Below are 25,339 nucleotides of genomic sequence, written 5' to 3' on the forward strand. Positions count from 1 at the left end.
TCTTATTCTCCCATCATATGATGCCGGCGCCAAAATCACACACCATGGAACGCGCCGCCGGTCCACCGGTAAGGGTGAGTTTAAGGCGTGCTTGTTTGGCTGTTTTGTCACCACTAATAAATTTGCGCTCTGTCCAGAGAGGCTCCGATAACTGTTCTGTTTCATCGAGTTTCAAAGGGACAAACGCCCCATCATCCAGTTGCATCTCGAGGGTGAAAGAGGAACCGCCCGGCAAGAAGGTTTTGATATAGCTGGTCAATCTTGCCTTTTCCCCAAAGGCAAAAGCCCGCGTGATATAAGTTGCTGTTTTATGAATCTTTCCTGCAATCAACTGAACCGGGGCAAATAACACCGGAGAGAGTTTCTCTGTGCCTTTAAGAATGGCGCGAAGCTTGACCTTTTCACTGATATATTCGCTAAGGCTTAGCAATTGAAAGGGTAGCAGTTGGTAAACCGTGCCGTTGTTGCGTTCAATTTCAAAGATGACAGAGCAATCGCTTGAAGGCAATTCTACCGCTGCACGCACTTGCAAATCAGAACAATCCACAAGATCAAAGGTGCCTAAATCAACCATCTTTTCTGTTTGCCTGTAGCGTGCAGCCAACACCCGAAAGGCTAATGCTTCATCTTGATGGGCGCTCCAGCTTTGTGCATTGACAGAAGAAAAGCGCGGACCCGTCACATAGGGGTGGCTTGAGACATATCTTTGGCTGTCTTTATCAAAATCCCCAAGTTTAGCCAGTGATACGGAATGATCCGCATCATCGGTTTTAATGACAAAGGCGGTCAGACGGTCATCAGGGACGGTTAAGGGTACATCATAGCGTGCGCTAGCCCAGCCGGTTTTGGCACCCTTCATGGAATAAGATGTTTGGGCTTGAATATCAGCGGTCGGATAACCGTTTTCGGTGGTGACCAAATCAATCACCAGATCATGGGCTTGATTGCCTATTTTACAAAGATGGAAATCAATCCCCGTGATTTGCCGTGTTTCATCAGGGGTAAAGACTTGGGCTTGCGGGTCTACTTGTGTCCATATTTTCACCGTGGTGGTACGTCGCATCACCTTTACATCAATCACCCCTTGACCGGTAAAAAGCCCTGTTGCAACGGTGCCCCCTCTGCCTCGTGCAATCACATTCTTTGTACCAGCCGTAATATTCGCAGGAATGCTAAAGATGCCTTCAAGGGTGCCTTTGCTATCGGCAACAAGGCGGCTGTTGGGTAAGACATCCACACCATCAAAGGTAAGGCTTTCCAAGATTTCACCACGACCAAAGCCTTCAATCTTAAAATTCAGCTTAATTTGTCTTAAAAAATCGATTTGCTCTCGAGTCTCATTGATGAGGTCATCACGTACTTCCGTGTTACGGATAGTTCTCCCGCGATTCCATCCCATATTGAGTTGATTGGTGACACTTGAGAGCCAATCGGTGCGCTGTTCATGCCAAAAATCTGTTGCGGGGGTAAGGGAGACAGTCCCGGGGAGAGGTGCAAAATTTTGATAGGGGTTGATCTTTTCGCAAGCCGTAGTCAATTCTTGCGCAATGATCACTTCATTGGTCCAGTCAAGTGTGACAGGGGCGTTCAGGGGGGCAGTATAAAAGGTTGGATCAATGGCAAGCTGTAAAATGCCATGACCAATAGCCCCTGTTTGGGGAAACCCTTCATCGCGATAACTGTCATCGAGAAAAGGGTCTGCAAACATGCCTTTTTTGGCAACAGGCTCTTTAGAGTCAACATTGCTTTTAATGCGCTCTAATTGCATGAGGCGGTCAAGAGAGAGCACCCGTTGAAAATAACGCCACATCTCATCATAAGGGGCAACACGCGTGCCATCATTAGCCACTTGGGGGGTGCTAAGCCAATTGTTGGTAATGGTAGCAAGGGAGAGCACATCATCCGGGACACTGGGAGCCATGGGTTGGTCTGCCGAGACGCCTTTGATATAGACAACATTGCCTCCTGTGTTGAGACCAATACGGTCAATGCGGGGGAGTTTATAAGTGTAGCTTACAATGATATCACCTCCCTCAGCCCCTCCTGAGACGGTGATTTCCTGCGCTGTTACTTTATCCGCTTTTATGCTCGCGCGGTATCGATAGGTCACTTTATAACTACTGCCGGGGAGTGGTTCATCGCCCATGGGCGCCCAATCAATGGTGTCTCCGGTTTTTTTGAAATCCTTGCCTTCTTTAAATTCCTTGGTTCCTTGAACAATTTTGATAAAAGCGGTGATACTTTTGTCCGCCACCCCATCACGCCCGGAGGCAACTGCACCGCGAGTGATTGTCACGGTTTTTTCTTTCGTCAACAAAAGGGAATGAACAGCGGCAATGGGGGTATAATAGGTTTTAAAGGTAAAGCTTGTCTTGCCCTTTGGAGGTGCAAAAATATGGGTTTCACTAGGAACGGCACTTGTCGAAAAGTCCTCGAGTTCTTCATAGCGCAAAGCAGCCAAGCGCTTGCGTTTGAAACCATTGATATTGGCTTCTCCCTCTTGAATACTGAACACTTGCTTTTGTCCCTCTTGCCCCAAAGCTGTGACACGGCATCCCCCCACGATATAGTGTCCATGGGAGCGATCATACGTCGCAATGGCTTGCATAGCGGGTTCAAGTAATGAGGGGGATTTTTGATCAATCAAAACACCATCTTGCAAGATATAGACCGGAAAAAAAGTCCCTTTCTGGTCATCATCTTTGAGAGCCCAGACAAGTTTTGCGACCTCGCGTGCCGCACCTCCTTCTCCTTCTGCCAAGGACCCTGTAACTTGTCCTAACAGTTCTGGATCATCCTCATAGGTCACCCATTTCTTTTGCAACTTTACACCGATTTCCACGCGCCCCATCATGGAAATATTCGTGAGAACAGCATTTGAGACGGGAAAGATATCGCCTGCAATATAAATCTTACCCTCCGTTAAGGTAACGGTCTTTGTGTCTTTGTTGACAAAGGCATCTGCTCGTTCAACGCGGTCTCCTTCTTGTGCCACAAGGCGCCCCAAACGGTCATGACGCCCCCTGATGATGGTTTGCATTTCATTGAGTTCACCACCTTGAAGAAAAGAGCGCCTGCCATAAAACACCACGCTTTGTTGTTCATCTTTGCCGACCGATCTATCAATTGCAAAGGGTAGTCCGCTTTCATGTTTCATGTTAAAACCTCAATAAAATCTTGAATTGTTCGCGAACATCGGCACGCAAAGGAATATTAATGGGCGTTTTGAGTATCTCGACACCGCCATTGAGTTCATCAGGCTCCAACCAAAGCTTGCCAACCGCTATGTTTTCTGCGGGGGTAGCGTGAACGAGAATGGAAACAAAAGCTGCTTGTTTCCCGTCAACATCGTGAAAGTCTGTACGGGCAGCAAGAAACAACAGAGTGCCTGTTGGGGAGGGATTAAATCTGTTTCCGCAATGGTTGTAAACACCCTCTAAAACCTGTTCGACAGGCGCTACAGCATAGCATCTGCGATACCCAATCACACCATCTTGGCTGTCTCTTAACACGAGATAAAGCGTGCGACCATGAAACCACTCTGCCATAAGGATATCGCGTTCATGTTTTTTAACCGAACACCAAGGAAAATTTGCCAAATCCCAAGGGTAATCGATTTGGTTCCAGCTTAATTCCTCGTCAAAGTCATCAATCCAGTTGCCAATAAGCTTGCCTTCTTGTTTTGTGAGCGTGTGATTAATTTCTGTGGTGCGTCCAAAGGAAAACAGAGTGTCACGAGCTGTTAAGCGCACGCCACTTTCAAAATCCAGCATGCTGTCATCAAGGCGTGACATATCGCCTTCTATAGCTCCCACATCATAACCATAGGTCCCACGGCGAAAATCAGAGCGAAAGCTTTTGGAAAGGTCGACAATGGCTTCAATGGCTTCAAGGCTGCTTTGTTCAGGCAATTGATCAAAATCAAGTTGAAAGGAATTCCACCATGCACGCCCTGACCATGCGGGTGTAAAGTGTGCAGAAAGCTCTAACCATTGAAGTCCCAACTCAATGGCTGCAACAGAACCACGCAAGCGCTGCCATGCAAGCCCTTGGTCAATCAGATCATAAGAATTCGAGAAATAAGGCGTGAGTTCTTGTAAACCATATTCATCAATGAGAGAGGGCAACCAAGATGGAGGGCGCGTGATTAATTTGGCACGAGAAATATCTTCGAGTGCCCTTTTTACTTGAACATCAACAGCCATTGCATCAGCAAGGCAGCGTTCAAACAAGCTTGAATTTGGCGGCAATAACAACGAGACCATCAATAAGCGTGCCCCCGTAATGATAAGGCAATTTCCCCTAGTGCTATCGCCTCATGAGGGGCGACCAGAATATCCTTGCACGGTTGCGTTATCTCCACATGATGCACACCCTCAACCATCAGGCGACTGAGTATCCAACTTAAAGAGAGATCACGCCCTAGTCTCCATGTACGCGCCCACTCTTCTCTCAAATTCTGCTCTGCCTTTTCTAAAACAAGAAAACCTTCATGAGGCAACAACCAAAGATCAGCCGAAATATCGATCACCCGCTGCACGGCACTTTTGACCAAGAGAGTATCATTGGTCATTTTTACCTGTTCTTCATCAAGGGCTGCTTGCACCTTGGCAATCAAAGCCTCATCAGCCACCCCTGATGGGCTGTCACTAAAAAGCGCCACATGAATGAGCGGGCTTTTACCCTCACGATAAACAAAAGCATCTTTGACATGGATATCGCTGGAGAGGGCAAAATATTGGTAGCGGGGCACTGTGCCCCCTGTGGAATGCCCTTGCCTATTTAAGCGAATGCGGCGGCGAAACCGCGCATCATCTTCATCTAAAAGGCGCGTAACCCCATGAAAATCTCCCAAATGGTCTAAACTTGTCCCACGCGCAAATTCCAGTAAATTGTCTCGCGCTACTTCATTAATCCGTTGGCGCAACAGCAACTCTTCATAAGCAGCCGCTTGTAATTGTATGACCACGGGGTCATAAGCGGTCTTTTCCACATTATAGGGAATATGATGAGCTGCAAAAACATCCACCAAACGCGCAATCTTTTGCTCTAAAATTACTTCAACACAAAGCTCTTCAATAATTTGTGGCAGAGGGAGTTGTGAAAAGGGTAAATGTTCAAGCTCTGCCATAAAAAACCTCTAAAGGAAATTGCCTCTCTTGCCCATGGGACCAATCCCCCAAATGTCCATCGGGATAAAAAACACCCCTTAAAACAAAGTGGAATGTCCCCTCGCGCGTTGCTTTGGTCAGATCAATCCTTTGCAATGAGAACCCAGGCTCTCCGCATTCTGGATTATCGAGCGCGCAGGCAATGGCTTGATAAAGACGTAAGATTGTTGCAGGATCAGCATTGGCATCTTGGAATTCTCTGACATCACACCCATAATGGCGACGCAAAACCCGTGTTCCTATCCTTGTCATTAAACATTTATGGAGTGATTGTTGGCAATGATCCCAACCATATAAGAGAGAGCCATCCTTTTCGCTCACCCCACAACGCATGGTTTAAGCCCCTTTGCTTGTCTTTGTGGTAGAAACGGTTGGGGCCGCAGCAACAACGGGGGCTGTTTTTTCAGCAATCTGACCAAGAAGCAAAGGGTATTTTGCTGCCTCACCGCTTAAACGGATTTCTTCACCCTTGCCTGGTGAACGGTTGCCTGCAACAAAATCGGCATTGGTTAAAACAACATAAGTGTTCTCATGCATGATAAAACTCCTTTAAAGGGGGGAAGAGGTTGTGGAAGGACCGATTTTGACCCCGCCGTGTTTATGGCTTGCGCCAACAGAAATTTGATTGTGCTGCAAATCTTCTGCTTCAATCTGTACACTGCCCGTTAATGCAACACGGGTTGCTTGATGAGAAAGCACCAGACCTTGTGCACTCAAATGGATTTGGTTTTCTCCATGGGAGAGAATAAGTTCATCTTTTGTCATCCGCAAAGCGCCCCCCGCATAACAGAGCGCAAGCTCTTGCGGCGAGCGTGCGGGGTTAGGCATATCCTCACTATAGCTATCGCGTACAACCAGAGAGGCGGAGCCAATTTCACCATGGGGGTTCAACAACCGCACCGGATCACCAACATTGAAAGGCATATTGCTGGAAACAGCCCCCGCCGCTTCTTGTGCTTGCAGCCAAGGCGATAAAACCGCTTGTCCATTGGCACTCTCAGAGAAAAGTTTCACCCGCACCCTATGACCATCAACTTCTGCAACCCGCCCGATCATGTGTTGGTTGGCAAGACAGCGTTCAAGCGCATCAAGACGCTTCATAATTTGTCGAAAGGTATCGCTTAAGAGATGTGCATCATTCATGCCCCCACCTCATTGTCTAAATAAATCAACCCAGCTTTGAGTTGTCCCGCATCAGCAAAAATATCCTGTCCCAAATGATATAAATCTTGGTGCCATTCCACCACACTGATCGATACACCACGCTGCTTAATCGCCGCAGAGATAATGGGATCAATTGACACATCCCGCGGGGCACTTAAATGTGTCAATCCCCACAATTGTCCGCTATGGCATAAAACCGCGATAGCTTCTGCCAAAAGCCAACTTTGGATATCACGCTCTTTACCCGTGGTAATAATAAAAGCCCCTAAATGGAGATCCGCACTCTGCTGTCCAGACGCCACAGAAGTTAAGCGACTTTCTAAAACCGCAACACGCACAGCTGGTGCCACAAGCATTTGTGTTTCAAGCTCTTCTAAATTAAAGCGTCCAAATTGACAGGCACAATCGCGCACATCTGGCAAAGCGCGTTTAAGGCTCTTTATCACCGCCTCACGAAACGCATTAATACGCCCTGCTTGCTTGATCATTTGACTCACGAAAAGATCCTTCCCAACCAATCCTCTGCTGCTTTGACAATTTCCACTTTATTTTGCTCTGAAAGCCCCAAATAAGGGCGCGCCGGCATGGTCACTTGCGGCACACACACAAAACGCTGTGCTTTGCTGCTTTTCAGAAAAAAGCGAAGGGTTTTGCCATTTTTGGGGCGAATAACCCCACCCAATTGATGAATCCGCGCATAAACCAACCCACTCCCCACCATCACCTTTTCTGGTGAAGCTTTCATATCAATGGAGCGTGAGAGCGCCCCACTGGCAAAAAGAATGGAGGTACGGGCATGATTGTTTTTCCACTTTTCTCCTTGGGGAGAGGTTTTTTCACTTTGAATCCGCCGCCTTGTGCTCTCTTGAATGAGGCGTCCAACCCCTTGTGCTAAAGTCCCCATCGAGCTATCAGCTCCCTTTTGTAAAAAGGATAAGGCCGCTTCAAGCCCTGTCTCTTTAATCTCAATATGGGTTGAAACAGACATGTTACCTTCCCATCAAACGCGGTTTAGCAGTAAAAAAAGCCCCATCACGCACGGGACCATCTTCGCTCATAATTTTAGGCTCATCGCCCCCCAAACCCGCCTTGCCTTCCGCAATGCGTTTCAGCAAATCAACCGCCTGTTTGTAACGATCTTCAATGGTGGTGGTCAGTGCCGTATGGCGTATGGCTAAATTATAAACAGCAATATTGACACAAATCATGCTGAGAGCCGCCGGCTGTCCAACAATGGGGACACAGTAGCGATGAGACAAATGCACATCAATCTCACCACTTGCTTGGTTTAGAGCAAGGGCAATAGCTTGATCTAAAAGCACTGGATCAGAATTCTCATCATCAAAAGCACATAAGTCTTTTAAGAAATCATCACCCCAGAGCTCTTCAATCAATGTTTTGCTTGCATACGCCATCTTTTAAAGATTCCCTTAAACAACATCTTGCAGCAACACACCGGCATCTTTTGCAGCGACCAATTCACACACCCGTTCACCCACACGCACCCGTTTACCACCCGATAAACCAATATCTGGATCAGAGATCACCCCAGAGATACGCTCACCCAATTGAGCACTAAAGCCCCAGCTAATCACCGAACCATCCGCCTGTTGCTTGGTAGGATCAATATAAAGCAGAGCAATCTTATTGCCCCAAACGCGCGCCAATTGCGCCGTACGCCCTTTGCGAGCTAAATTCACTTGCGATTCACCAATGAGTAAACGATCGGGGTGTATTTCCATCAGATCAGCAAATTGCGCTTTGGTGACAAAACCATCAGCAGTACCACCCCCTTTAACGGCTTTGATGATTTTAGGGTGGCGTTTGAGTTTTGACCAAACAACTTTGCCCATCACAAGGGTGTTGGGCGTATAGATGAGACTTTTATCCATGGCCTCATCTAAAACAGCATAAGGGTCTGATTTCTCATAATCACTAAACTTATCCTCGCCTTTAAGCGTCATCACCCGCTCTGGCGCATAATTTTTATTGTCTTGCACAAGCGCTGCCACCCGCACTTCACGCCCCAATTCCAGCAAATTGGCAAGTCCTTCCACAGCTGTCTTTTCGGGGTTATAACGAGAGCGCTTTTCTGCCCGTGCGCGAGCTGCTGCCTCAATATCGGAATTGGGAATGAGATCATCAAGCCCGTAATCTTTGACACTGGCTTCCCGTTCAAAGGCAGAAAATTCTACCACATTCGGGCGTCCTTTTCGCCCAACCTCAAGTTCAGGAACGGTAAAATTTTCCGCTAGAGGAAACTCACTATATTTAAACACCTCACTTAAAACAGAAACGCGGGGCAAAACTTTATCGCCAATAAGAGAACCTGCTGGATTGCGATACCCAATAGCAATGGCGGTAAGTGTTGGATCAATGGGAAAAGGTCTATTCATTTTTAGCCTCGATTAATTAATTTTAAAAGAAATAACATCACCAGCAGAGCCATCACTCATGGCAATACCAATGGTGCGGTCTGCTGCTTCTGCCTTTATGGCGTGCCCTTTGGGGTCAGAGGTCAAAAAATCACCAAAGGAAACATTGCCCCCACAGATCACTTCGCCCCAGCCACATTGACCAACATCAAGCATCTCACCAGCCTTTGCACTCAAAGAGCCGGCAGTGCCTAATAATTTATCACCCTTTCCAGAAGCCGTTGCCACCATTCCCTCAGTTCGTGCTGCAACAATGCAATAAGGTGAAATTTCCCCAGCAGCGCGAAAAGATTTAATCAAAATCATCGTACTCATAATGGGCGCTCCTTTTGTTCACAAATATGATCGACCGCTTGGCTAATAGTGATGTCGAAGCCTTTTTTCTTCTGCTCTTCCTGATAATGACGTGCCGCAACAGCAACCTCTTCTGGCGCAAGCTTTGGTTCTTGTGCTAAGGCACACACTTCTAGAGGGCTTGTTGAGGCAAGCGCCGGCAATTTTTCTATCAAACTTTTAAAATGCTCCATCCCCCCTTCAAGGCTACAGAGCGCACGATATTCTGCGCGGGCTGCCGGCAAAATCTTGCCCTCTTCAATGGTCTTGTCTAAAAGACTCTCAATGGCACTGTTTTTTTGCTCTTCTTGCAAAAGCGCTAAATCTTCTCGCGCTTTTTTTAATTGGGTGCAAAGTTCCACGCGTTCCTTTTCGCGCGCTTTAAGCGTTGCTAAAACCTCATCCGCTTTAGCATCTTCTGCCAACGATAGTGCACTGGCAATGGCTGTCAAATCCATCATTTTCTCCGTCAAAGTTATAGGGGGTATTTTGGGCTGTTCACGGCTTAAAGCCGTCATCACAAGGGCTGGACGATTGACCAGTCCAGCACCGGCTAAATTTAAAATTTCACCTTTCTTGGAATGGCGAAACTCAGGCGAAAGATAGCGATATTCTCGAGCAATAATTTTTTTGGTAGCCATATCTGTCCATTTAACCCGTCCCCAAATCGCACCATCCCGCTCTGCTAATTCTTCAATCCAGCCGCTTGCCGGCGCTTCCAAGCCATTTCTCGCACGGTGATGTTGTCCATGCTCATAATCAATCACAAGCGGTCCTTTATTGGCTGCAAAGGCTTTTAAAATAGTTTGCGGATTATAATGCCATTGTCGTCCATCACGTGCCTTCACATGGGGCGCTTTGGGCAACAACTCTACCCACTCAGGCGCTTGGCTAATGGTGGCGTCTTCAAATGAAATGTCTTGGCATAAAACGTCTGGACAGAGATCTATTAACGCAGCATGAAATGTCTCATCATAAAATGTCTGGGCATCCCCATCTTTTTGATCTTCGTGAAATTCCTGTTCCATACATTGCCTATTGCTTTACAATTGTCATTGGCAATACAATGCATGAAACCGCTTCACCTTATAAGTCTGACAGTGTCAGTCAAAAGAGCATTTCTCAAAAAAGCACTCTTTTCCCTATTATTCTCCTTGTGAGAGAAACCCCCGTGCTAAACCATCCCATAAAATCGTTTTCAAAGGCACTTCAAAGGCGATAGAGCGCCGTTGTGAAGTGAGAGGTACAAATTATCACTCCACACAACAAAGCCTCTCTCAAGCCGTTTTTTTTTAAAGATTGCTTTTGAACGTTGAAACTGTTAGATTACCCACGAGGCGTGAGCCAGTTTTGCCAGGACGGTTTTACCGGATCTGCGAGGAGTTGACCGCCCTCCACGCCTTCCCGTTTTCCCCATCTCGACCCTTCTCCGCAAAGCCAACATGGTTTTTCTCAAAGTGCGTTTTTTTAAAGATTGCTTTTAAACTTTTAAACTGTTAGATTACCCGCGAGGCGTGAGCCAGTTATACCAGGACGGCTTTGCCGGATCTGCGAGGAGTTGACCGCCCTCCACGCCTTCTCATTTTTCCTCACACACCAGTTCCTTCTTTGCAAAGCCAACAGAGCTTTACGGTGTTCTTTACAACAACCGTTCATCCTTCTTTTCAGCCGCATCCAATAAGCGTCCAATTTCTCTAGAGCTCTTTTTATGCATGGAGGTCAACCACCATTCTTGTTTGCTTGCTACCCATTTGACCACAAAGCGCCACCATGCCCCACCACTTTCACCAAAAAACATAACACCCTGCGTATCTTTGCGTCTGATAACGCCATGGGGGCGAATGAGTGTTTGAATGGCACCACGAAAATCCTCCAAGTGAAGAGCTCGTGCTTGATGCTCTAACAAAATATGTTTTACGCTGTCTGAAGATAAGCGAATAAGAGAGTCCTCCGCTGCAAAAACATCACGCACCTTTTGGATCATGGGGGCAATGGGAATAAATCCACGTGGCATATGTCCTTCAAACATGGCTTCCAAAAGGGGTGAGCCCACAATATCTTCAATGGCAATGCGTTTCTGATTGTCCCCCATGGCGTCAATTTTATCACTCAAAAAATTGCTTAAATTTTGCGCACGATGTTTTCCAGGATTCAAATGCCAACCAGGATCAATCCCCTTTGGTATCTTTTCAACGCGCCCCGTCCGCTTATTGCGCCAAACCCGCGTCTCCACATGGGGTGGCGCTGCCCCCTCTTCATAGCCTAAATTGTCTGCTTCATAACGGCTTACCTGTCGCACACTGCATTTACACCGCCAGCCATTGGGTGGATAAAGCCAATCCCAAATGGGATCATCAACAGGTGCCGTAAACCCCACCCAACTTTCATGTTCCAAACGCTTATGTTCTGAACTCGACAACGCATAGGTGAGATAAGGCAAAAATTCTTTATTATTTTGTGTGCGCTCCCACTCACCTGCCGCATGCGCACTCATGGTATTGGCCCAATAAACCGTTTCTAAGCGCCGCGGGCTGCCCAATTGCACCACACTCTTTTCACCCGTTTTCGGATCACGCGCTAATTTTTTCCCCCACCACCCTTTTTCCTGCAAAATCGGCATTAAATTTTTTTGAAACTCTTGAAAAGGAACTTGATGCTTTATCGCTTCTCCAACCGCTTGCTTAAAATCCTCTAAAATATCATAGCCTACCGATTTTGCCACCGTAAAGGAAAAGGCATGTTCTTCTGGTGCTATATCCCGCCAATCAAAACTTGGAACAAGCGCTTTGGCTTCAAAATAACGGGTCACCTCTTTAGGGGCCGTTTTAAAAAGTTCCTCATCCATGATACCCCAACCCACGTGCAATCATCTGCACCTTTGCCAAGCGTGCTGCCAAGGCATGATGATCCATCTCACCCAACAATTCATCTAAGCCTTTAAGGATATCCTCATAACTTTTAGCCTCTCTCACAAGCTTTTTAAAAGGTTCTAAAAGGGGTTCTAAATCCTCTTCCCAGTCGCTTAAAGCTTCTTCAGAAAGCCGATCCAATTCGTCGTGATGTTTCACGCCCTGCTCTCTTTCGCCCTGCTTTCTTGTCACAGAAATATCAACAACACCCCCACAATCAGCACAAACATCTGCCTTTTGTTGCCCGGCATCATCAGCTGTAAGGGAAGGAGCCTTTAAAACATCCTCTCCCTTTTTGGGTTGCGAAAAGCCAATCTTATTGCGCACTTCTTGCGCCCCCACACACAATCCTAAAGGAACAAGTTTTTCCAAAGCATCACTGATGGCTTTAATATCTTCATTTTCCGAAATCGGCCAATAGACAAGCGGAGTGCGCTCTTGGGGTCCAAAATTAATCTCAACAAAGGGAACGATTAAATCACGATTAGTGGTCAAGGCTAATTGGCGTGCATCAGCTCTAGCAATATCATGGCGTACATTTTCATGAATGCGGGCTTGCGAAAAAGACGAACCATCGTCTGTCGTCATGGTTTGCCCCAATACCCCTTTAGAAATCTGCCGATCTAAATATTCAGCCTTCGCGGCAAAAACCGCATTGCCACTGCCCCCTGCTGCTTCAATAAACTCAATCTCCATCTCTTTGGGAATAATCGCCGCCGCATCACTGGATAAATCACGTACCGCTTGAATCAGAACCCGCCGCTCCTCATGAGAAGAGCTTGCCCCATATTTACCAACACGCAAAGGCATGCCATAAACTTCTAAAAATGCCATCCAATCTTTCAGCGTATAAGACTTGAAGAGAAAAGCCCAAGCCGCAAGACGTGCAAGTCCAGAACGAATAGGCAAACCGCTTTTAAGCTTGGGTCTGTGAATAGAAAATTTATAAGCAGGCAATTCACTTCCATACAAAGACCCCTCTTCTTTTAAACGCAAATGAAAGCCATCCCGCCGATCCAATTGAAAAAACCGCTGGTCACGCCATTTCCAAGCAACCGGCCACCATTCCTTAGCACTCTTGTCCCACAAAGTTTCAACAACCGCATAGCCTTTTCCCAAAGCATCTAACAAATCCGCCACATAATCATCAACAAAAGTCGGTGCACTGATCACTTCCCGCACCGCATCCGCTATCTTTTTATCCAATGCACTGTTGCTTGCGGCAATCACCCCAGGCTCCACCCCTGTGAGAGCATTTTTACGCATGCCAAGCACAGCACGATAATGCAAATCGCGCTCTTCCATATCATCAGCAAGTTGAAAAAACTGTTCTGGAGCCCCCCTTGCTGCCTGCTGCAAAATATCAGCAAGTTGCGCAGGCGTCAAACCACTCACAACAGTTTGTGACCACACATCACGAACACCCCCAATGGTAGGGCTTGCAACTTCCCGTTCCAATCCCTTTATCTTAAGAGCCCTGCCCCATTGGTCTAAAAGTTGTACCATTTCATCATCCCATCAATAAATCTTTGATCGCATCGTTGAAACAAAAGCGGGTGAAAAGAGCGGACTTTCATCAAAACCATAAACCTCTCTCACAGGCGTATATTCGTAAATTTCCGGCGTCTGCCGGCTGGCAAAATAAGCCAAAGCGCAAGCAATCGCGCTATCACCATGACGCATAAAACCATCACTGCCTTTAAAACGATGATTGTCTGGAATTTTCACAATGCCATTGACATAAGCAAGCGCTTGATGATCCGCAACAATATCGCTATCGCGCGGCAAAACAATGGACCCATCCCCAAAAGCTTCCAAATAAGCCGGCATTTCCTTGCCATACCAACTTTGTGACAAGGACACTTCCTTGACAAGACCCCCATAACGCTGTGCCGCTTTTTCCGCTAAATAAGCCCCATTGCCCCGCGCATCTAACGCACCACCCAACAAACGTGGCAAACCACCCACAACATAAAATAAAATCTCTCTTTGTTGATCAAACGGCATATTGCGCAATTCCACCATAAACCGCACACGGCGCACCAAATCTTGTCCCACTTCCATCACCACAATGGAGGTGGCATCACCAGACCTAGCAAAATCAACACCAAAAACATGTTGACGCCGCCGATCAAGCCTAGAATGCAAAGGCTTGATATGCTTCTCACACCAAGAAAAAGCAACAATACTTCGTTGTTGTTCCGATTGATTTTTAAAATCATCCACACAAGCAAAACGCAACACCGCAATATCTTTCGCACAACAATTTTCAATCTGCAAACGCGTTAAAGCCGCCCCTTCTTGATCCGCCGGTATGGCATCTAACTCTTGGCGCATCGCACTCAAACGCACCCCATAAGAGGCACGAATTTGCTCTTCCCATTGTTGTTCTGCTCCCCTACTCCACACCGCCCCCTTCATGGCACAAACCCGTTTAAACAAACCATTTTTAACAGCCTCACCAAAAGGGTAACGATGCAGAGAAAAAGGAACCTTGCCTGCTTTTGCCTCACGGATCAGTTCATTGAAAGGATTAAGCACACCATTATGGGTGGAGATCACACGGATTTTACCCCCCCAAATAAGCAAAGCATTCACCGCATCTAAAACAGCGCGCACATCTTGATGAAACGCCGCCTCATCAATCACCACAATGCCCTGTAACCCCCGAATATTTTCAGGGCGGCTTGAGAGCGCTTCAATACGAAACCCAGAAGCAAAGCGCACCCGATAAGCAGAGATATATTTCGTGGAACCATCCGCCCTTTGATCTGGAAATAAAAATTCCTCTACATCACCACTGTGGCTTGTGATTGCCGAAGCAAAATTGCTCACATAGCCAATAAATTCACGCCCCTTATCTTTGGTGTCACCAATATAAAAAACATTATCGCCCCCAGCCTTAACGCTCGCTGCCGCAATCAGTGTATCATCCAAAGCTTCTGCAAAAGTAATGCCGGTCCGCCGCCCCTTTTCCACCAATTTTAACACAGACTTATCCTCAATCCATGCCCGTTGATGCGCCATCAAAACACCTTCCGCTAAGGGATCACTCTCTTTGGGAAAAGTGCTCCTCTGCCAAATGTCAAAGTGTGCCTGATCTTCAACAGCAGGGCTTCCACCCATCTGCCCTTCAGCCATGTTTTACCCCCAACACCTGCGCACGAATAGCCCGCGCACGCTCTTCTGAAAGCCCCGCCGCTGCCGCTGCAGCGTCAACCGCTTTGCTTGCTTTTTGGGTAAAATCCTTTTCTAATCTTTGCCGTCTGGTGGTCGACAAATGTTCAGCCGCCAAAACCCCTTTAAGCGCATTGGCCAATTCTTGGGCTGCCTTTGGTGAAAGGCTTTTTCCACTGCTCAACGTGGAAAAAATCAGCTCTTTAATCGCGGCGGCCGTCAACAGAGTAATATTATCAGAAGCCTTGGCATCAAAGCGTTGCGAAAGGCTTGCGGCAATTTCACGGGTTTGCTCCAAGCGCCTTGACATCACAGCCAAACGCAAAGAATAACGATTAAAACTGGAAAAGGAGGGAATAGAAAAATTGAGACCCGTTTCTTTTTTTAAAGCCTTCAAAGCCGCTTTAAATTCATCATAAATGGCTTTTTGCGTCTTTTCACGCCCATTTAAAGCCTCAGCCGCCTCTGCAATAATTTGATCACAAGCTTGCGGCAATAAATCAATCGCTGTTAAGCGTCCACGCCCGACCTTGCGCATCCCTCACCTCGTCTTTTATCGATGAACGTTTGGGGCGTTTAATCCCCTCAATGAAAAAGCTCCGGTCTAAATGACGTGCCCCCCGTTCCGTTAAAGCCGCAAGCAAAACAGAACCCACACATTTTAACGTAACAGCCCCTTGCTCTTCCATAAAAGCCAATTCATTCCGGACAAAATCACCATCCCGCCGGATACCGTAACTGTATAAAAGCCGCTCAATCATCGCACTCGATAAGGTTTCGCTCCGCTCACAAGCAAGCCCTTTTAAAATAATCAACCGCGCTTCTTCACGGATGATTTTATCCATATCTGCTTTCATTTCTTGGCATTCTCCAGTAAAAATTCTTGCAAGCGCTCACCAATGGCTGCCACCGGTTGTAATTGCGCAGAAAGCGTATTGAGGCGACCATTCAATTTCTCCATATTCACTTCCAACCTCTGCAGCGCATCACGATCAGGCAAAAAATCTATCTCCGTCTCTAACTTTTGCACACGCTCTTTAAGCGCCGTGATGTCTTTCAACATTTCCCGCGCACCAGAAGAAAAATAAGCTTTCAAAACCCCACAAATGGCAACAATGGATAACAACAAAGACAGCCAACCATTAGCCACACTAATATCTAAATTCACGCCCCCTCCTTGACCTCATTAAAACTGCTTTAACCGCAGCTTTTCTACGCTGTTCACAAATCAATAAAGCAGCACGATCACGGCTCCAATAATGCACCACTTCGCGCGTGTTCAAAGCATGTTCCGGCAACAAAGAAGGCTGGTGACACGCCATGCGAACAACAGGTGGCAATTCAGCCGATAAAAACGAATAAGAAAAGCTATCTCTTAGCTTGGGTGTTGAGCAAGCGCACACGCTCAAGCCCAAGACAACCGCTAGGAACAGTTGGCAAAACTGCATTGATCTCCTCCATTTTTGTAAGCTTTTGTTCCAAACTAGAAATCACCGCTTGTGCTTGAAGCCCTGCTTTTTGCGCAGCCTCTCTTTGCCTCTCTTGTTCAAGCCGTGCTTGTAAAGAAATCTTGGCAATCTCCAAGCGCCAATACACATCACGCGCTTTTTCCGCCTTTAAAACTTGCGCTTTCATAAAGCCAAAAGCCGCCAACATCACACCGCCCCAAAAAAGCAAACCCAAAGACAGTTTCAAAACAGGGCTAAACATGGCGCTTATCACTCCACCCCGTTATCTCCACCCCATCATAGACGCTGCTATGCTGCTTATGAGAATGTTTCCTATTGGAAAAATCCAACGAACCAAAACCACGATGCACCCCCAAATTCCCAACGATAATCGCCACCATGGAAGGAATAGAAATCGCTGCCATATCAACAATACGTGGTGCTCCCCACAAACCACCAGCAATCAGCAAAAAAATAACCCCCCAAGCAAACCAAAAGGACCACCATAAATAACGTTTCGAACCACGATAAGAGGGTTTCATGCTTCCACCTCGCCTCCAATCCCCAAAAGCTTTTTGGCGCGGTTCAAATAGGTCAAGCGGTGCACAAGTCCATTTCTTCCCCCATTAATTGCCTTGGTAATCCCCACGACATCATCTCGATCAGCAAGCTTATTTAAGCCTTTCATCTGCCAAAACCAAACAGCCGACCAAAGGGCTGCAGGAAACTTTTCCAGCACTTGCGGAAATGCCTCACAATCAACCGCTTGTTCATCGATTAAGCGCCAAAACTTCGTAAAACGACGGTAATTATTGCGCCCCGTCAACTGGATCAAACCACGTCCCTTAAAATGCACCCCATCACCAGGGTTGACATTACCTAAATCACGCCGCCCCTCATAAGCGCGCCCTGAGGCATATTCACGCAGGGTAAAAAAGCCATCACTCTCATGCGCACATTGGCTTAAAAAATGTGCAATACGCAAATGCGTCGTGAGTTCCCCATAAGATAAAGCTTTAGGCAACACGCGTGCCATTTCAACAATAATAAAATCTTGGCGCGCATGATGCGTCAGTTTAGGCGCAAGGCAATGAAGAAAAGAGGCATCTATTGAAATCATAACAAACCACTCAATGAATAAAATTCATTCGCAGTTTACGAAATCTCACGCCCCCCATATAAGCCTGACACTGTCAGTCAAAACCCTCAATACTCATAAAACTCTGGAAATAATAAACCTTGGGGCTCTTTTGAAGAAATTCTCTTCTTTAAGCGATAGGCTGTACGCACATGCATACCAGAAACTGCTGCTGCAGCATCTACCGACCAGCCTTTTTGCAGCGCTTGCATCATTTTTTGCCGCCGTTCAGCATCTCTACCAAGGGGGATAAGAAGGCGCACACCCGAACCATTAAAACAAAAATGGTTGATCAATTGCTCCGCCTCTTCAAACCCAACAATTTCAATCAACCAATCCGCATTCTCAAGACGCCCAGGGATATAAACTTCTCGTCCGCCAAAAGCACGCATCATATTCCATGCCGCCTCACTGCCCGCAACAGCGGCTATTTCACGCAATAAGGCAGGAAAATCGCTATAGATTTCCTCGTGCATGCACGCTTACCCCTCGCTTTGAACACCTTTTCGGATTTTCCGCCCCCAAACATTCATAACACGCATAAAATCGCCCCCACTCATCTCACAAAAAGCTTTACCACTCACCGCCATCACACTTTGTTGAAAAGCTGTCTCATCAAACAAGCAACCCTGATGCAAACGCTTCCATTGGGCACACAAAATGGCAATGCTTGGGTGTATTCCCCTTGAATCTTGGCGGACTTTTCCTCTCCAGTCAACCCCACCCTCACGCTGCAACCAGCTTTTCAACGCCTCAATGGCTTTTGCAGCATCATCGCTATCGCGTAAAAAGCGAATATGATCAATCCCTGTCTGTCTTTTGACAAAGGCAAGCAATGCCTTATCACAACGCTCGCGGATAATGCCAAGATTCCACCCTGCAATCCATAAGGCTTGAAGCTTTTTGGCATATTTGCCTCTCAAAAGCTTGCCATTGACCCCACCCCCATAGGCGCGCATTTCTTGCATCACCAAGCGCTGTTCTGAAACATTCAAATCTTTTGCCGATTGCTTGCCCGTCAATCGAAAAAGCAGGGCGCGATAGGTCTCATCATCAAGACCTAACGCGCGTTTGCCCATATGAATAGCCGCTAAAGACATGGTATCCCCTTACTAACTCCCTTTATGTCTTCGCCAAATCAAGCGTTACAGCCCGCCAAGGGCTTTCTAGGCTATCACGCTCATAAAAACGCACATATTCTTTAGATGTTGTCACACGAATAGCTTCACGGATCGCCCGCATCGCCTCATTCCAGCGAGGATCATCAATATCCAAACGCAACAGCATAAAGATTTCGCCGCGATTCACCTTGCCTTCCTTATCCGTATTGAAAGCACGCGTAATAATCGCACGGATTTCAGGGCGCGCATCCGCAGACCATTCATTCAAACACTCATCAAGAAGGCTTTTGGCAATTTGCAATTGCGGTCCAAAATCAAAGCTTTCTTGTACCTGCACCTTAATACGCTGCAAACCATCAAAACTGGTGTACGTACAATTGCCCTTTTTACCACGCCGCTCCACACCATATTCCTGCGCAAGCAAGCCATCAAAAGCACTCAAATCCGCAAGCGTATGGCTGTTAAAACGCGCAATCCTTGCCGATAATTCCTTCGCATATCCCATAACCTTACGCACCGTTTCATCCTCAAGCAAATCCGCAGGGCGGATCAGACTTACCGGCACCAAAGCCCCTTTTGCATCTCTCATATAATGCACACCTTCAAGCTCAATTTGTTTATTCATCGCAAAACTCCTCCTGTGTTTCTTGAAACCGGCGAAACGGCACAACTTCACCTCGATGAGGCACACATCCCGCTTTCAATTGCCAACGACACCGCAAAAGCTCATGACCTAAAATGTGGTTATAGCCCGCAAGGCGACGCAAATACTCAGTCAATTCTCGAACATCTTGTGCATGCAAAAAAATACCATTCATCTCATACTTCAAAAAGCCAGAGCGCAAAGCAATCAAGCAATCTCTTACCATATAAGGGTTACGTTCCATCATTTGCTTCCTCCAAAATCCATATAAATCACACGATTGCTCTTATCTTCATCTCGATCAGAGCTGTCACACTCAGCCAAAACTTCTGCAACTTGGCCTTCCAAAACCGCATCCGCTTCCCCCAAACGGTGAACACTCAACTCCAATTCAAGCAATAACGCCAAATCAACACACAATTTAAGCTTTTCTCCAATATCAAAACCGCATTGATAATCGTCATAAAGACCAACAAGCGTATCGGATAATTCTTTGTCGCATAAAGAGATCATGCCAATTCCTCCACATCGCGGTTTTTCCATGCCGCTTTGACATGTTTCAAAGTCACCTCACACCCATCTCCAAGCGCTGCCATGCGTGCTAACATCATCGTCTTATCAATCTGCCGTAAAGCCCCAGCTTTCAAACCAATCCCTGTCAAAAACTTTATTGCACCAGCATCTTCAATTCCCCAATCGTGAATGCGCGCCGCAATATCTTCGCTATAAGGCTTGCGACGCTTTAGATGCATTGCCAAGCGGCTTTTAATTTGTGCATAAGAAGGACCATTTTGACGATGAACAAGGCGCCCTGAAATCTCATCATTCCCCACCAAAGCGAGCCCTGTGCCATTGATATCAACAAAATGACGCAACTGATTAATCGCCTCATCTGTTAAATTTTGCGCTTCATCCACAATCAGCAGTGTCCCCCCACCAACACGCTCTAATCTCTTGCCAATCGCACGCGTTAAGCGGGTGGGGTTATATTCCACCACTTCCAATTCCGCTGCCATATCATTCAAAATACCATGAACACTGCGCGTATGCGGGCTTGCTGTCACAAGGTAAACATGCGGGCGGGTTGCGCGGTAATGCCGGCAGGTTTCTGTCTTACCATTGCCCGCATCAAGCGTAATCATCACCATATCACCCGTACTTTGCGCCAGTGTTAGCGTGTCAATGATTTCACAAGCTATACGGTTCTTTTGAAACGCAGGCTTTTCGGGGATCTTCTCCAAAAATCCCGCTGTTTCTTTTAAAGCCTCAACCCATTGGTGAACCTTCGCATTCTGTTTACCCAATTGCCCCGCATAACTGCCCGCATACCACTGCGAAAACGTCCCATCCGGCATGCCGATGCGCCGCGCCACTTCTGCTTTCGTCCAATCATTCATTTGTGCCAGAGCTCTTACCGAATCCACAAGCGTGTTCCATAAAGCAATATCATCACTATTGCGGTTTTGCGCTGCCCCATCGGGCTGCTTTTTTGGGCGCGCCCAAGGATTTTTTTCAACCGTTGCATTTATCGCGTACTTCATGTATATTCCCCTTTCGTATTGATTTAGATATCGAATGGGTAGGGCTCCAACCTACCCATTCATTTTGCTCCTCAAGCCGTACGCGATACAAAATCGGCTTCCTTGAAAATCCCCCTCTCCTTTTGGGAAAGTTGAATCACTCCATGTTCCTCACCTGGTCAGGCAAAGGCATCTGAAGATTTGCCTAAAAATTTGATCGTATTGATTGAAAGATTGAAAGGATTAAGACTCCTCCCCCCTTTCTTTAATAAACGCTTCAAGCCGTACGCCATACAAAATCGGCTTCCTTGTCCCCCCTTTCCTTCCTTCTCCCCTTTTCTTGTGAGAATTCTTGGCAAATCCCCCCCCTTTCCTTTCCTATCGTTTAGGAAACTTTATCACTTCACGCCCCTCATCAGAGGCGGAAAACCGTCTTAAAGCTTTGTGCAAATGTTGACTAAATTCTTGGGGTTCCAAAGCCTCATCATCCTGCACTTTCACGGCTAAATTCCCCGCATGGTTTGGCATCAAGCGGCTAACCTTTGGCTTAACAACAAGCTTGGATTTTGAACCATCATCCTTTTTCTCAAGGCGCCCATAAACATCAGCCAAGTGATCAGGTGCAAGCTTTGCTGCCAATTGTTTTTCTGCTTTAACAGCTCTCACATATTCTTTACGCAAACGCCCATTCAAACGCGCTGCCTGCTGGTCATAAAAGCCCACATCTGCAAGACATTCTGCCATGCAAAGCAACCGATTGTTCAAATCATAAACCCGCAAATCTTGGTGCAAATAATCCGGATCAAAGCGTACAATAACCTTCTTCCCCGCATACTCATTCAATGCCCGCGCCCAATAACGATTGCCATAAAAATGAATCTCCCCCGTCCCCTTTTGTGTACGCAATGCCTCTGAGGTCAAAAGCCATAAAGCACGCTGTGCTGCCGTTGCCTGCCGAATAATCGTCCCCTCTGCTGTCAAACTTTCTGCAAAAGTCTCATCAAAACTGCGCCCCGCACATGTCAGCGCCTTGCGCCCTGCTTGTGCATTATGCGCCACAATCTGCGCACCAACATGGGCTTTAAACGCTTCAAATTCTATCGCACGTTTGCCATAATCTTCAGGCTTGGCATCCGGCTTATTGCCCGTATAAGCCCCCGCACAAAAAGGATGCTTCGAAATCGCCTCTGCCAAATCACGCCATGCCCGCTCAATCGGTTTCGACTGCCCGCTATAAGGAGTCGTCCATTGCAATTGAATGCCCAAACTGGTCAAAAGACCCTGCGGTTCATCCGCCTTAATCTTAAAACGAAAGCGGTTTTGCACACCCCCAGAAATCCACTTGCTGGTAAAAGCACGCCCATTATCTAAGGTCATACGCTCCGGTATCCCATAAGCCTCCACCATATCACCAATCACCAAACGCACGATTTCCCAAGTCTCCGCATCCGATAGGCGCCATGATAAAATCTTGCCTGAATAAAGATCTTGTATCGCTATCAGATAAAGCCGCACTGGCTTTAAGCTCCACGGAACACGCACAAAAACATCCAACTTATGCCCGTCCATATTCACCGCTTGCAAAGCATGCAAACTCGAGCGATCACGCCGTTGTGCCGGATAAAGCTTCTTGGCCTTCTCCTCACCCTCACGCGCCAACACCACAACCGCTTTGGAAACTTGCGCTTTAAAACGCCGCCGTAACGCCCGCTCTGAAGGAATAGGCTCCCACCCTTTCTCACGCGCCACCAAAACCATACGTCGATAACATGCCGAAAAAGCAGGGCGGGACGAACGCAAATAATCCGAACACAAAACCTCCCATGCCTCCTCATGACACTCAGCCCATTGCGAAAAACGCTCCTCACCATAACAAGGCGCCAGCGCCGCTAACCAATCAGTGCGCTCATACCCTTCCACCATCTGCCGCCAATTAAAAAGCGACATCCGGCTCACCCCAAACTGAACCGCGCACAAACTTGCCGCATCATGCACCCCCATACCGGCTTGAAGTAAATCCTCCATAGAACAAAGCGCCTTCAAACGCTCTTCACAGCGCCTTTTATGCACCTTTGAAAGCCCTTCATAACGCCCCCAAATACTTGTCTTTTGCTCCCCTTGCGTTTGTTTCACATCAACAGCCCCACCAAACCGCACCAACAATGCCGCCCGCGCCCCCTCCGGCAATAAGGAAATGTGAACTTCTACAATAGGTCGAGAAACCCCTTTAACTTTACGTGTCAATTCACTTTGATGACGCCATGTGGTTGCTAAAATTTTACGCAATCCACCTTTACTTTTCGGCAACCCTGGCAAAGCTGCTTCAGCCAATTCGGCAATACGAAACCATTCCTTCATGGCTGCCCCCTTTTAATGCGAACCGGCGTTGCGCGCATGGCTTTCAATTGCGCTGCAATCTCCCGCTGTTCCTGCTGCAACCTTGCAATTTCTGCTAAACGTGCCTCATCCCCTTGCAACAGCAACAATCCATCTTCACTCACCACCTCATCCCAGAGCCAAAATGCCTCTGTCGCCCGCACAAATGCCTTAAACCGTGGCAGGGAAATATCAACCTGCTTACTTTCTGCCACATAAGCATCCAAACTCGCCTTACTTAAACACCCAATCCCTAAATAATGCGCCATACGCTCCGCAATCACACTGCGCTCATGCCGGCATTCTCTCAAAGCCCGCGCCATCGCTCGCTTAATGCGTGAACGAAACCGCCCTAAATCAATCTGCGCAACGGGTTCGCGGCAGGGAAAAACCGGCTTTTGGAAAAAATCAAGCTGCCCGCAACCATGCCTCTTCATGACAGCACCTCCCCCGATTGCTTGTTCAAATAATCACAAAACCGCGCCTTTGTCTGCGCATCCGCCCTCTGCCAAACACCCAATAACTGAGCAAAAACCCGCTCTTGTTCATTAATTTGCGGCGGCGTATTAATCCCATTGACCAAATCAACAGCCCGCCGTAAATCCCCCTCAACCTGTTGCAAAGCAATTGCCACACGCCGTTGCGCAACCGGCTCCATCTTCGCCAACTTCAACAACTGCGCTTGGTTATCCGCCAATGCCGTCCCACGCAAAACAGAGCGTAATTCTGGCTGTAGATGTTGGGCAATACAGTTAAGACGTTTTACAACATCTTGAGAAAAACCAATGCGGTCCGCCACATGTTTGGCAAAAGATAAAACTGTCCTTTTGTCATTTTCTCCACTCGCATGAGCAATTGGTGCAACTTGCACCAATTGCTCAAAATTTGCATCCTCACCGATCAAAGGGTAAACTTTACCCTTTGCCACTTTGTCCTTTGTATATTGATTACTACCGTCCCCACCACGCTTAATTTCCCCATACTTCTTTTCCCACAATTCGCGGTAAGTCTGGACAAAAAGCGCACGATCAATCACAGACAATTCATTGCGAAAGAGGTTTTCAGCAACCTCTAAAAGCGCGGCATTGTCCTTATCAGCCTGCACCACAACGGCATCAATGTCACTATAGCCCAAAAGCTCAGCAGCACGCAGCCGATGCGCACCAGCAATAAGCGTGTAATTACCTTCCTTAGCATTGGGGGTATGGCGCACCGTAATCGGATTCATCAATCCCTCCCGCGCCATTGATTGTGCAAGTGCCTTGGCATGCTCATCATCCACAGGGCGTATACGCTCCGGTACCACAATCACATCAAGAGCAAGCTTTTGAAACTGTGCCATCACGCCCCCGCCTTTCTGATCTCTTTAAAGAACAAATCCATCGCACGTCCTGCCCATCTTCGATAGGCTTTCGCAAAAACTGGTTCTTCCAAACGCCGATTAATCACTTGCATAGACAGAGAAATAGAAGTCCGCTGCCGTGCTTGTATGGCAACAATACGCCGCCGTGGCACCTCAAACTGATAATGCAAAATATGGATAACAATCTGTCGTGCTAACGCCGCATCAAATAAGCAGTGCGGAGGGTCAATAATATACCGGATTGGCAAATGTTTAAATCCACTACTCACCGCCTTAAAAGAACAGGCAAGCATAGCTTCCAAACGTTCAACCTCCGAATAAGGATTAACGATATCGCTTCTGGCTTCTGGGGTCCATAAATTACAAGCAGCAACCATAACCACCCCCTATAAAAACAATATGACCACCATCTAATCGCCAAAACCAACCCATGCAAACGGCTGTTCTATGATGCAACTCTCTGCAATTTATCTTGCCTATTTCGTACTGATCTTTAGACATTGATAAACCTTTTTATCTTATGGTATTTAAATTCATGGCA

At 47.1% G+C, this 25,339-nt stretch carries 33 protein-coding genes; all 33 read right to left on the reverse strand.

Annotated features, from left to right (window positions below):
- Positions 1–13: 13 nt before the first annotated feature.
- Entirely contained in the window at positions 14–3,157 is a 3,144-nt protein-coding gene (locus BTR_RS11495; RefSeq protein ID WP_012231800.1) for a DUF4815 domain-containing protein, read from the reverse strand.
- A 1-nt stretch (position 3,158) separates the two neighbouring features.
- Positions 3,159–4,265, reverse strand: a complete 1,107-nt coding sequence (locus BTR_RS11500; protein ID WP_012231801.1) for a phage tail protein — start codon at positions 4,263–4,265, stop codon at positions 3,159–3,161.
- Entirely contained in the window at positions 4,265–5,131 is an 867-nt protein-coding gene (locus tag BTR_RS11505) for a baseplate assembly protein (RefSeq protein WP_012231802.1), read from the reverse strand. Before BTR_RS11505 ends, BTR_RS11500 begins: the two co-directional genes overlap by 1 nt.
- A complete protein-coding gene (locus BTR_RS11510; protein WP_012231803.1) occupies positions 5,118–5,504 on the reverse strand; it encodes a GPW/gp25 family protein in 387 nt (128 codons plus the stop codon). The genes BTR_RS11505 and BTR_RS11510 overlap by 14 nt, the downstream gene beginning before the upstream one ends.
- A gap of 3 nt (positions 5,505–5,507) precedes the next feature.
- Positions 5,508–5,708: a hypothetical protein gene (locus BTR_RS11515; RefSeq protein WP_012231804.1), complete on the reverse strand. Its 201-nt coding sequence runs from the start codon at positions 5,706–5,708 to the stop codon at positions 5,508–5,510.
- 12 nt (positions 5,709–5,720) lie between these two features.
- Positions 5,721–6,314 carry a phage baseplate assembly protein V gene (locus BTR_RS11520; protein WP_012231805.1) on the reverse strand — a complete coding sequence of 198 codons (594 nt, stop codon included), beginning with the start codon at positions 6,312–6,314 and terminating at the stop codon, positions 5,721–5,723.
- The gene (locus tag BTR_RS11525) at positions 6,311–6,832 is read right to left on the reverse strand and encodes a hypothetical protein (protein ID WP_038473602.1); all 522 of its coding nucleotides are present in this window, start codon (positions 6,830–6,832) and stop codon (positions 6,311–6,313) included. Before BTR_RS11525 ends, BTR_RS11520 begins: the two co-directional genes overlap by 4 nt.
- Entirely contained in the window at positions 6,829–7,323 is a 495-nt protein-coding gene (locus BTR_RS11530) for a phage virion morphogenesis family protein (RefSeq protein ID WP_012231807.1), read from the reverse strand. Before BTR_RS11530 ends, BTR_RS11525 begins: the two co-directional genes overlap by 4 nt.
- A gap of 1 nt (position 7,324) precedes the next feature.
- Positions 7,325–7,750, reverse strand: a complete 426-nt coding sequence (locus BTR_RS11535; protein ID WP_012231808.1) for a gp436 family protein — start codon at positions 7,748–7,750, stop codon at positions 7,325–7,327.
- A 15-nt stretch (positions 7,751–7,765) separates the two neighbouring features.
- Complete coding sequence (locus BTR_RS11540; protein ID WP_012231809.1) at positions 7,766–8,731, reverse strand: major capsid protein; 966 nt, start codon at positions 8,729–8,731, stop codon at positions 7,766–7,768.
- A gap of 12 nt (positions 8,732–8,743) precedes the next feature.
- The gene (locus BTR_RS11545) at positions 8,744–9,085 is read right to left on the reverse strand and encodes a DUF2190 family protein (RefSeq protein ID WP_012231810.1); all 342 of its coding nucleotides are present in this window, start codon (positions 9,083–9,085) and stop codon (positions 8,744–8,746) included.
- Positions 9,082–10,131 carry a phage protease gene (locus BTR_RS11550; RefSeq protein ID WP_012231811.1) on the reverse strand — a complete coding sequence of 350 codons (1,050 nt, stop codon included), beginning with the start codon at positions 10,129–10,131 and terminating at the stop codon, positions 9,082–9,084. Before BTR_RS11550 ends, BTR_RS11545 begins: the two co-directional genes overlap by 4 nt.
- A gap of 611 nt (positions 10,132–10,742) precedes the next feature.
- A complete protein-coding gene (locus tag BTR_RS11555; RefSeq protein WP_012231812.1) occupies positions 10,743–11,948 on the reverse strand; it encodes a phage head morphogenesis protein in 1,206 nt (401 codons plus the stop codon).
- Complete coding sequence (locus BTR_RS11560; protein WP_012231813.1) at positions 11,941–13,518, reverse strand: DUF935 domain-containing protein; 1,578 nt, start codon at positions 13,516–13,518, stop codon at positions 11,941–11,943. Before BTR_RS11560 ends, BTR_RS11555 begins: the two co-directional genes overlap by 8 nt.
- A gap of 12 nt (positions 13,519–13,530) precedes the next feature.
- Entirely contained in the window at positions 13,531–15,153 is a 1,623-nt protein-coding gene (locus tag BTR_RS11565) for a hypothetical protein (RefSeq protein ID WP_012231814.1), read from the reverse strand.
- On the reverse strand, positions 15,146–15,727 hold the full coding sequence (locus BTR_RS11570; protein ID WP_012231815.1) for a phage protein Gp27 family protein: 582 nt from the start codon (positions 15,725–15,727) through the stop codon (positions 15,146–15,148). The genes BTR_RS11565 and BTR_RS11570 overlap by 8 nt, the downstream gene beginning before the upstream one ends.
- The gene (locus BTR_RS11575; RefSeq protein ID WP_012232190.1) at positions 15,690–16,046 is read right to left on the reverse strand and encodes a VpaChn25_0724 family phage protein; all 357 of its coding nucleotides are present in this window, start codon (positions 16,044–16,046) and stop codon (positions 15,690–15,692) included. Before BTR_RS11575 ends, BTR_RS11570 begins: the two co-directional genes overlap by 38 nt.
- Entirely contained in the window at positions 16,043–16,357 is a 315-nt protein-coding gene (locus BTR_RS11580; protein ID WP_012232191.1) for a DUF2730 family protein, read from the reverse strand. The genes BTR_RS11575 and BTR_RS11580 overlap by 4 nt, the downstream gene beginning before the upstream one ends.
- A complete protein-coding gene (locus BTR_RS11585) occupies positions 16,341–16,592 on the reverse strand; it encodes a hypothetical protein (RefSeq protein WP_038473872.1) in 252 nt (83 codons plus the stop codon). The genes BTR_RS11580 and BTR_RS11585 overlap by 17 nt, the downstream gene beginning before the upstream one ends.
- Positions 16,558–16,899, reverse strand: coding sequence for a hypothetical protein (locus BTR_RS11590; protein ID WP_012232192.1), 342 nt, complete (start codon positions 16,897–16,899; stop codon positions 16,558–16,560). The genes BTR_RS11585 and BTR_RS11590 overlap by 35 nt, the downstream gene beginning before the upstream one ends.
- The gene (locus BTR_RS11595; protein WP_012232193.1) at positions 16,892–17,179 is read right to left on the reverse strand and encodes a hypothetical protein; all 288 of its coding nucleotides are present in this window, start codon (positions 17,177–17,179) and stop codon (positions 16,892–16,894) included. The genes BTR_RS11590 and BTR_RS11595 overlap by 8 nt, the downstream gene beginning before the upstream one ends.
- Positions 17,176–17,757: a glycoside hydrolase family 19 protein gene (locus tag BTR_RS11600; protein WP_012232194.1), complete on the reverse strand. Its 582-nt coding sequence runs from the start codon at positions 17,755–17,757 to the stop codon at positions 17,176–17,178. Before BTR_RS11600 ends, BTR_RS11595 begins: the two co-directional genes overlap by 4 nt.
- Positions 17,758–17,843: 86 nt before the next feature.
- Positions 17,844–18,251: a helix-turn-helix domain-containing protein gene (locus tag BTR_RS11605; protein ID WP_012232195.1), complete on the reverse strand. Its 408-nt coding sequence runs from the start codon at positions 18,249–18,251 to the stop codon at positions 17,844–17,846.
- Positions 18,252–18,257: 6 nt separating this feature from the next.
- Positions 18,258–18,875, reverse strand: a complete 618-nt coding sequence (locus BTR_RS11610; protein WP_012232196.1) for a regulatory protein GemA — start codon at positions 18,873–18,875, stop codon at positions 18,258–18,260.
- A 22-nt stretch (positions 18,876–18,897) separates the two neighbouring features.
- Positions 18,898–19,521: a DUF3164 family protein gene (locus BTR_RS11615; protein ID WP_012232197.1), complete on the reverse strand. Its 624-nt coding sequence runs from the start codon at positions 19,519–19,521 to the stop codon at positions 18,898–18,900.
- Entirely contained in the window at positions 19,514–19,783 is a 270-nt protein-coding gene (locus BTR_RS11620) for a hypothetical protein (protein ID WP_041582725.1), read from the reverse strand. The genes BTR_RS11615 and BTR_RS11620 overlap by 8 nt, the downstream gene beginning before the upstream one ends.
- Positions 19,783–20,052, reverse strand: coding sequence for a hypothetical protein (locus BTR_RS11625; RefSeq protein WP_012231825.1), 270 nt, complete (start codon positions 20,050–20,052; stop codon positions 19,783–19,785). Before BTR_RS11625 ends, BTR_RS11620 begins: the two co-directional genes overlap by 1 nt.
- On the reverse strand, positions 20,049–21,080 hold the full coding sequence (locus BTR_RS11630; RefSeq protein WP_012231826.1) for an AAA family ATPase: 1,032 nt from the start codon (positions 21,078–21,080) through the stop codon (positions 20,049–20,051). The genes BTR_RS11625 and BTR_RS11630 overlap by 4 nt, the downstream gene beginning before the upstream one ends.
- Positions 21,081–21,437: 357 nt before the next feature.
- Positions 21,438–23,417, reverse strand: coding sequence for a transposase domain-containing protein (locus BTR_RS11640; RefSeq protein ID WP_012232199.1), 1,980 nt, complete (start codon positions 23,415–23,417; stop codon positions 21,438–21,440).
- Complete coding sequence (locus BTR_RS11645; protein WP_012232200.1) at positions 23,414–23,872, reverse strand: hypothetical protein; 459 nt, start codon at positions 23,870–23,872, stop codon at positions 23,414–23,416. Before BTR_RS11645 ends, BTR_RS11640 begins: the two co-directional genes overlap by 4 nt.
- The gene (locus BTR_RS11650) at positions 23,869–24,777 is read right to left on the reverse strand and encodes a ParB/RepB/Spo0J family partition protein (protein ID WP_012232588.1); all 909 of its coding nucleotides are present in this window, start codon (positions 24,775–24,777) and stop codon (positions 23,869–23,871) included. Before BTR_RS11650 ends, BTR_RS11645 begins: the two co-directional genes overlap by 4 nt.
- The gene (locus BTR_RS11655; RefSeq protein ID WP_012232589.1) at positions 24,777–25,175 is read right to left on the reverse strand and encodes a hypothetical protein; all 399 of its coding nucleotides are present in this window, start codon (positions 25,173–25,175) and stop codon (positions 24,777–24,779) included. Before BTR_RS11655 ends, BTR_RS11650 begins: the two co-directional genes overlap by 1 nt.
- Complete coding sequence (locus tag BTR_RS13210; protein WP_169309794.1) at positions 25,159–25,299, reverse strand: hypothetical protein; 141 nt, start codon at positions 25,297–25,299, stop codon at positions 25,159–25,161. Before BTR_RS13210 ends, BTR_RS11655 begins: the two co-directional genes overlap by 17 nt.
- Between the last annotated feature and the right edge of the window lie 40 nt (positions 25,300–25,339).

It is taken from the genome of Bartonella tribocorum CIP 105476 (genome assembly GCF_000196435.1).
GTDB lineage: Bacteria > Pseudomonadota > Alphaproteobacteria > Rhizobiales > Rhizobiaceae > Bartonella > Bartonella tribocorum.

Coding starts and splice junctions, on each gene's coding strand:
- BTR_RS11495 (WP_012231800.1), bottom strand. CDS start 3,157: ATGAAACATGAAAGCGGACTACCCTTTGCAATTGATAGATCGGTCGGC.
- BTR_RS11500 (WP_012231801.1), bottom strand. CDS start 4,265: ATGGTCTCGTTGTTATTGCCGCCAAATTCAAGCTTGTTTGAACGCTGC.
- BTR_RS11505 (WP_012231802.1), bottom strand. CDS start 5,131: ATGGCAGAGCTTGAACATTTACCCTTTTCACAACTCCCTCTGCCACAA.
- BTR_RS11510 (WP_012231803.1), bottom strand. CDS start 5,504: ATGCGTTGTGGGGTGAGCGAAAAGGATGGCTCTCTCTTATATGGTTGG.
- BTR_RS11515 (WP_012231804.1), bottom strand. CDS start 5,708: ATGCATGAGAACACTTATGTTGTTTTAACCAATGCCGATTTTGTTGCA.
- BTR_RS11520 (WP_012231805.1), bottom strand. CDS start 6,314: ATGAATGATGCACATCTCTTAAGCGATACCTTTCGACAAATTATGAAG.
- BTR_RS11530 (WP_012231807.1), bottom strand. CDS start 7,323: ATGTCTGTTTCAACCCATATTGAGATTAAAGAGACAGGGCTTGAAGCG.
- BTR_RS11535 (WP_012231808.1), bottom strand. CDS start 7,750: ATGGCGTATGCAAGCAAAACATTGATTGAAGAGCTCTGGGGTGATGAT.
- BTR_RS11540 (WP_012231809.1), bottom strand. CDS start 8,731: ATGAATAGACCTTTTCCCATTGATCCAACACTTACCGCCATTGCTATT.
- BTR_RS11545 (WP_012231810.1), bottom strand. CDS start 9,085: ATGAGTACGATGATTTTGATTAAATCTTTTCGCGCTGCTGGGGAAATT.
- BTR_RS11550 (WP_012231811.1), bottom strand. CDS start 10,131: ATGGAACAGGAATTTCACGAAGATCAAAAAGATGGGGATGCCCAGACA.
- BTR_RS11555 (WP_012231812.1), bottom strand. CDS start 11,948: ATGGATGAGGAACTTTTTAAAACGGCCCCTAAAGAGGTGACCCGTTAT.
- BTR_RS11560 (WP_012231813.1), bottom strand. CDS start 13,518: ATGGTACAACTTTTAGACCAATGGGGCAGGGCTCTTAAGATAAAGGGA.
- BTR_RS11565 (WP_012231814.1), bottom strand. CDS start 15,153: ATGGCTGAAGGGCAGATGGGTGGAAGCCCTGCTGTTGAAGATCAGGCA.
- BTR_RS11570 (WP_012231815.1), bottom strand. CDS start 15,727: ATGCGCAAGGTCGGGCGTGGACGCTTAACAGCGATTGATTTATTGCCG.
- BTR_RS11575 (WP_012232190.1), bottom strand. CDS start 16,046: ATGAAAGCAGATATGGATAAAATCATCCGTGAAGAAGCGCGGTTGATT.
- BTR_RS11590 (WP_012232192.1), bottom strand. CDS start 16,899: ATGTTTAGCCCTGTTTTGAAACTGTCTTTGGGTTTGCTTTTTTGGGGC.
- BTR_RS11595 (WP_012232193.1), bottom strand. CDS start 17,179: ATGAAACCCTCTTATCGTGGTTCGAAACGTTATTTATGGTGGTCCTTT.
- BTR_RS11600 (WP_012232194.1), bottom strand. CDS start 17,757: ATGATTTCAATAGATGCCTCTTTTCTTCATTGCCTTGCGCCTAAACTG.
- BTR_RS11605 (WP_012232195.1), bottom strand. CDS start 18,251: ATGCACGAGGAAATCTATAGCGATTTTCCTGCCTTATTGCGTGAAATA.
- BTR_RS11610 (WP_012232196.1), bottom strand. CDS start 18,875: ATGTCTTTAGCGGCTATTCATATGGGCAAACGCGCGTTAGGTCTTGAT.
- BTR_RS11615 (WP_012232197.1), bottom strand. CDS start 19,521: ATGAATAAACAAATTGAGCTTGAAGGTGTGCATTATATGAGAGATGCA.
- BTR_RS11620 (WP_041582725.1), bottom strand. CDS start 19,783: ATGGAACGTAACCCTTATATGGTAAGAGATTGCTTGATTGCTTTGCGC.
- BTR_RS11625 (WP_012231825.1), bottom strand. CDS start 20,052: ATGATCTCTTTATGCGACAAAGAATTATCCGATACGCTTGTTGGTCTT.
- BTR_RS11630 (WP_012231826.1), bottom strand. CDS start 21,080: ATGAAGTACGCGATAAATGCAACGGTTGAAAAAAATCCTTGGGCGCGC.
- BTR_RS11640 (WP_012232199.1), bottom strand. CDS start 23,417: ATGAAGGAATGGTTTCGTATTGCCGAATTGGCTGAAGCAGCTTTGCCA.
- BTR_RS11645 (WP_012232200.1), bottom strand. CDS start 23,872: ATGAAGAGGCATGGTTGCGGGCAGCTTGATTTTTTCCAAAAGCCGGTT.
- BTR_RS11650 (WP_012232588.1), bottom strand. CDS start 24,777: ATGGCACAGTTTCAAAAGCTTGCTCTTGATGTGATTGTGGTACCGGAG.
- BTR_RS11655 (WP_012232589.1), bottom strand. CDS start 25,175: ATGGTTGCTGCTTGTAATTTATGGACCCCAGAAGCCAGAAGCGATATC.
- BTR_RS13210 (WP_169309794.1), bottom strand. CDS start 25,299: ATGTCTAAAGATCAGTACGAAATAGGCAAGATAAATTGCAGAGAGTTG.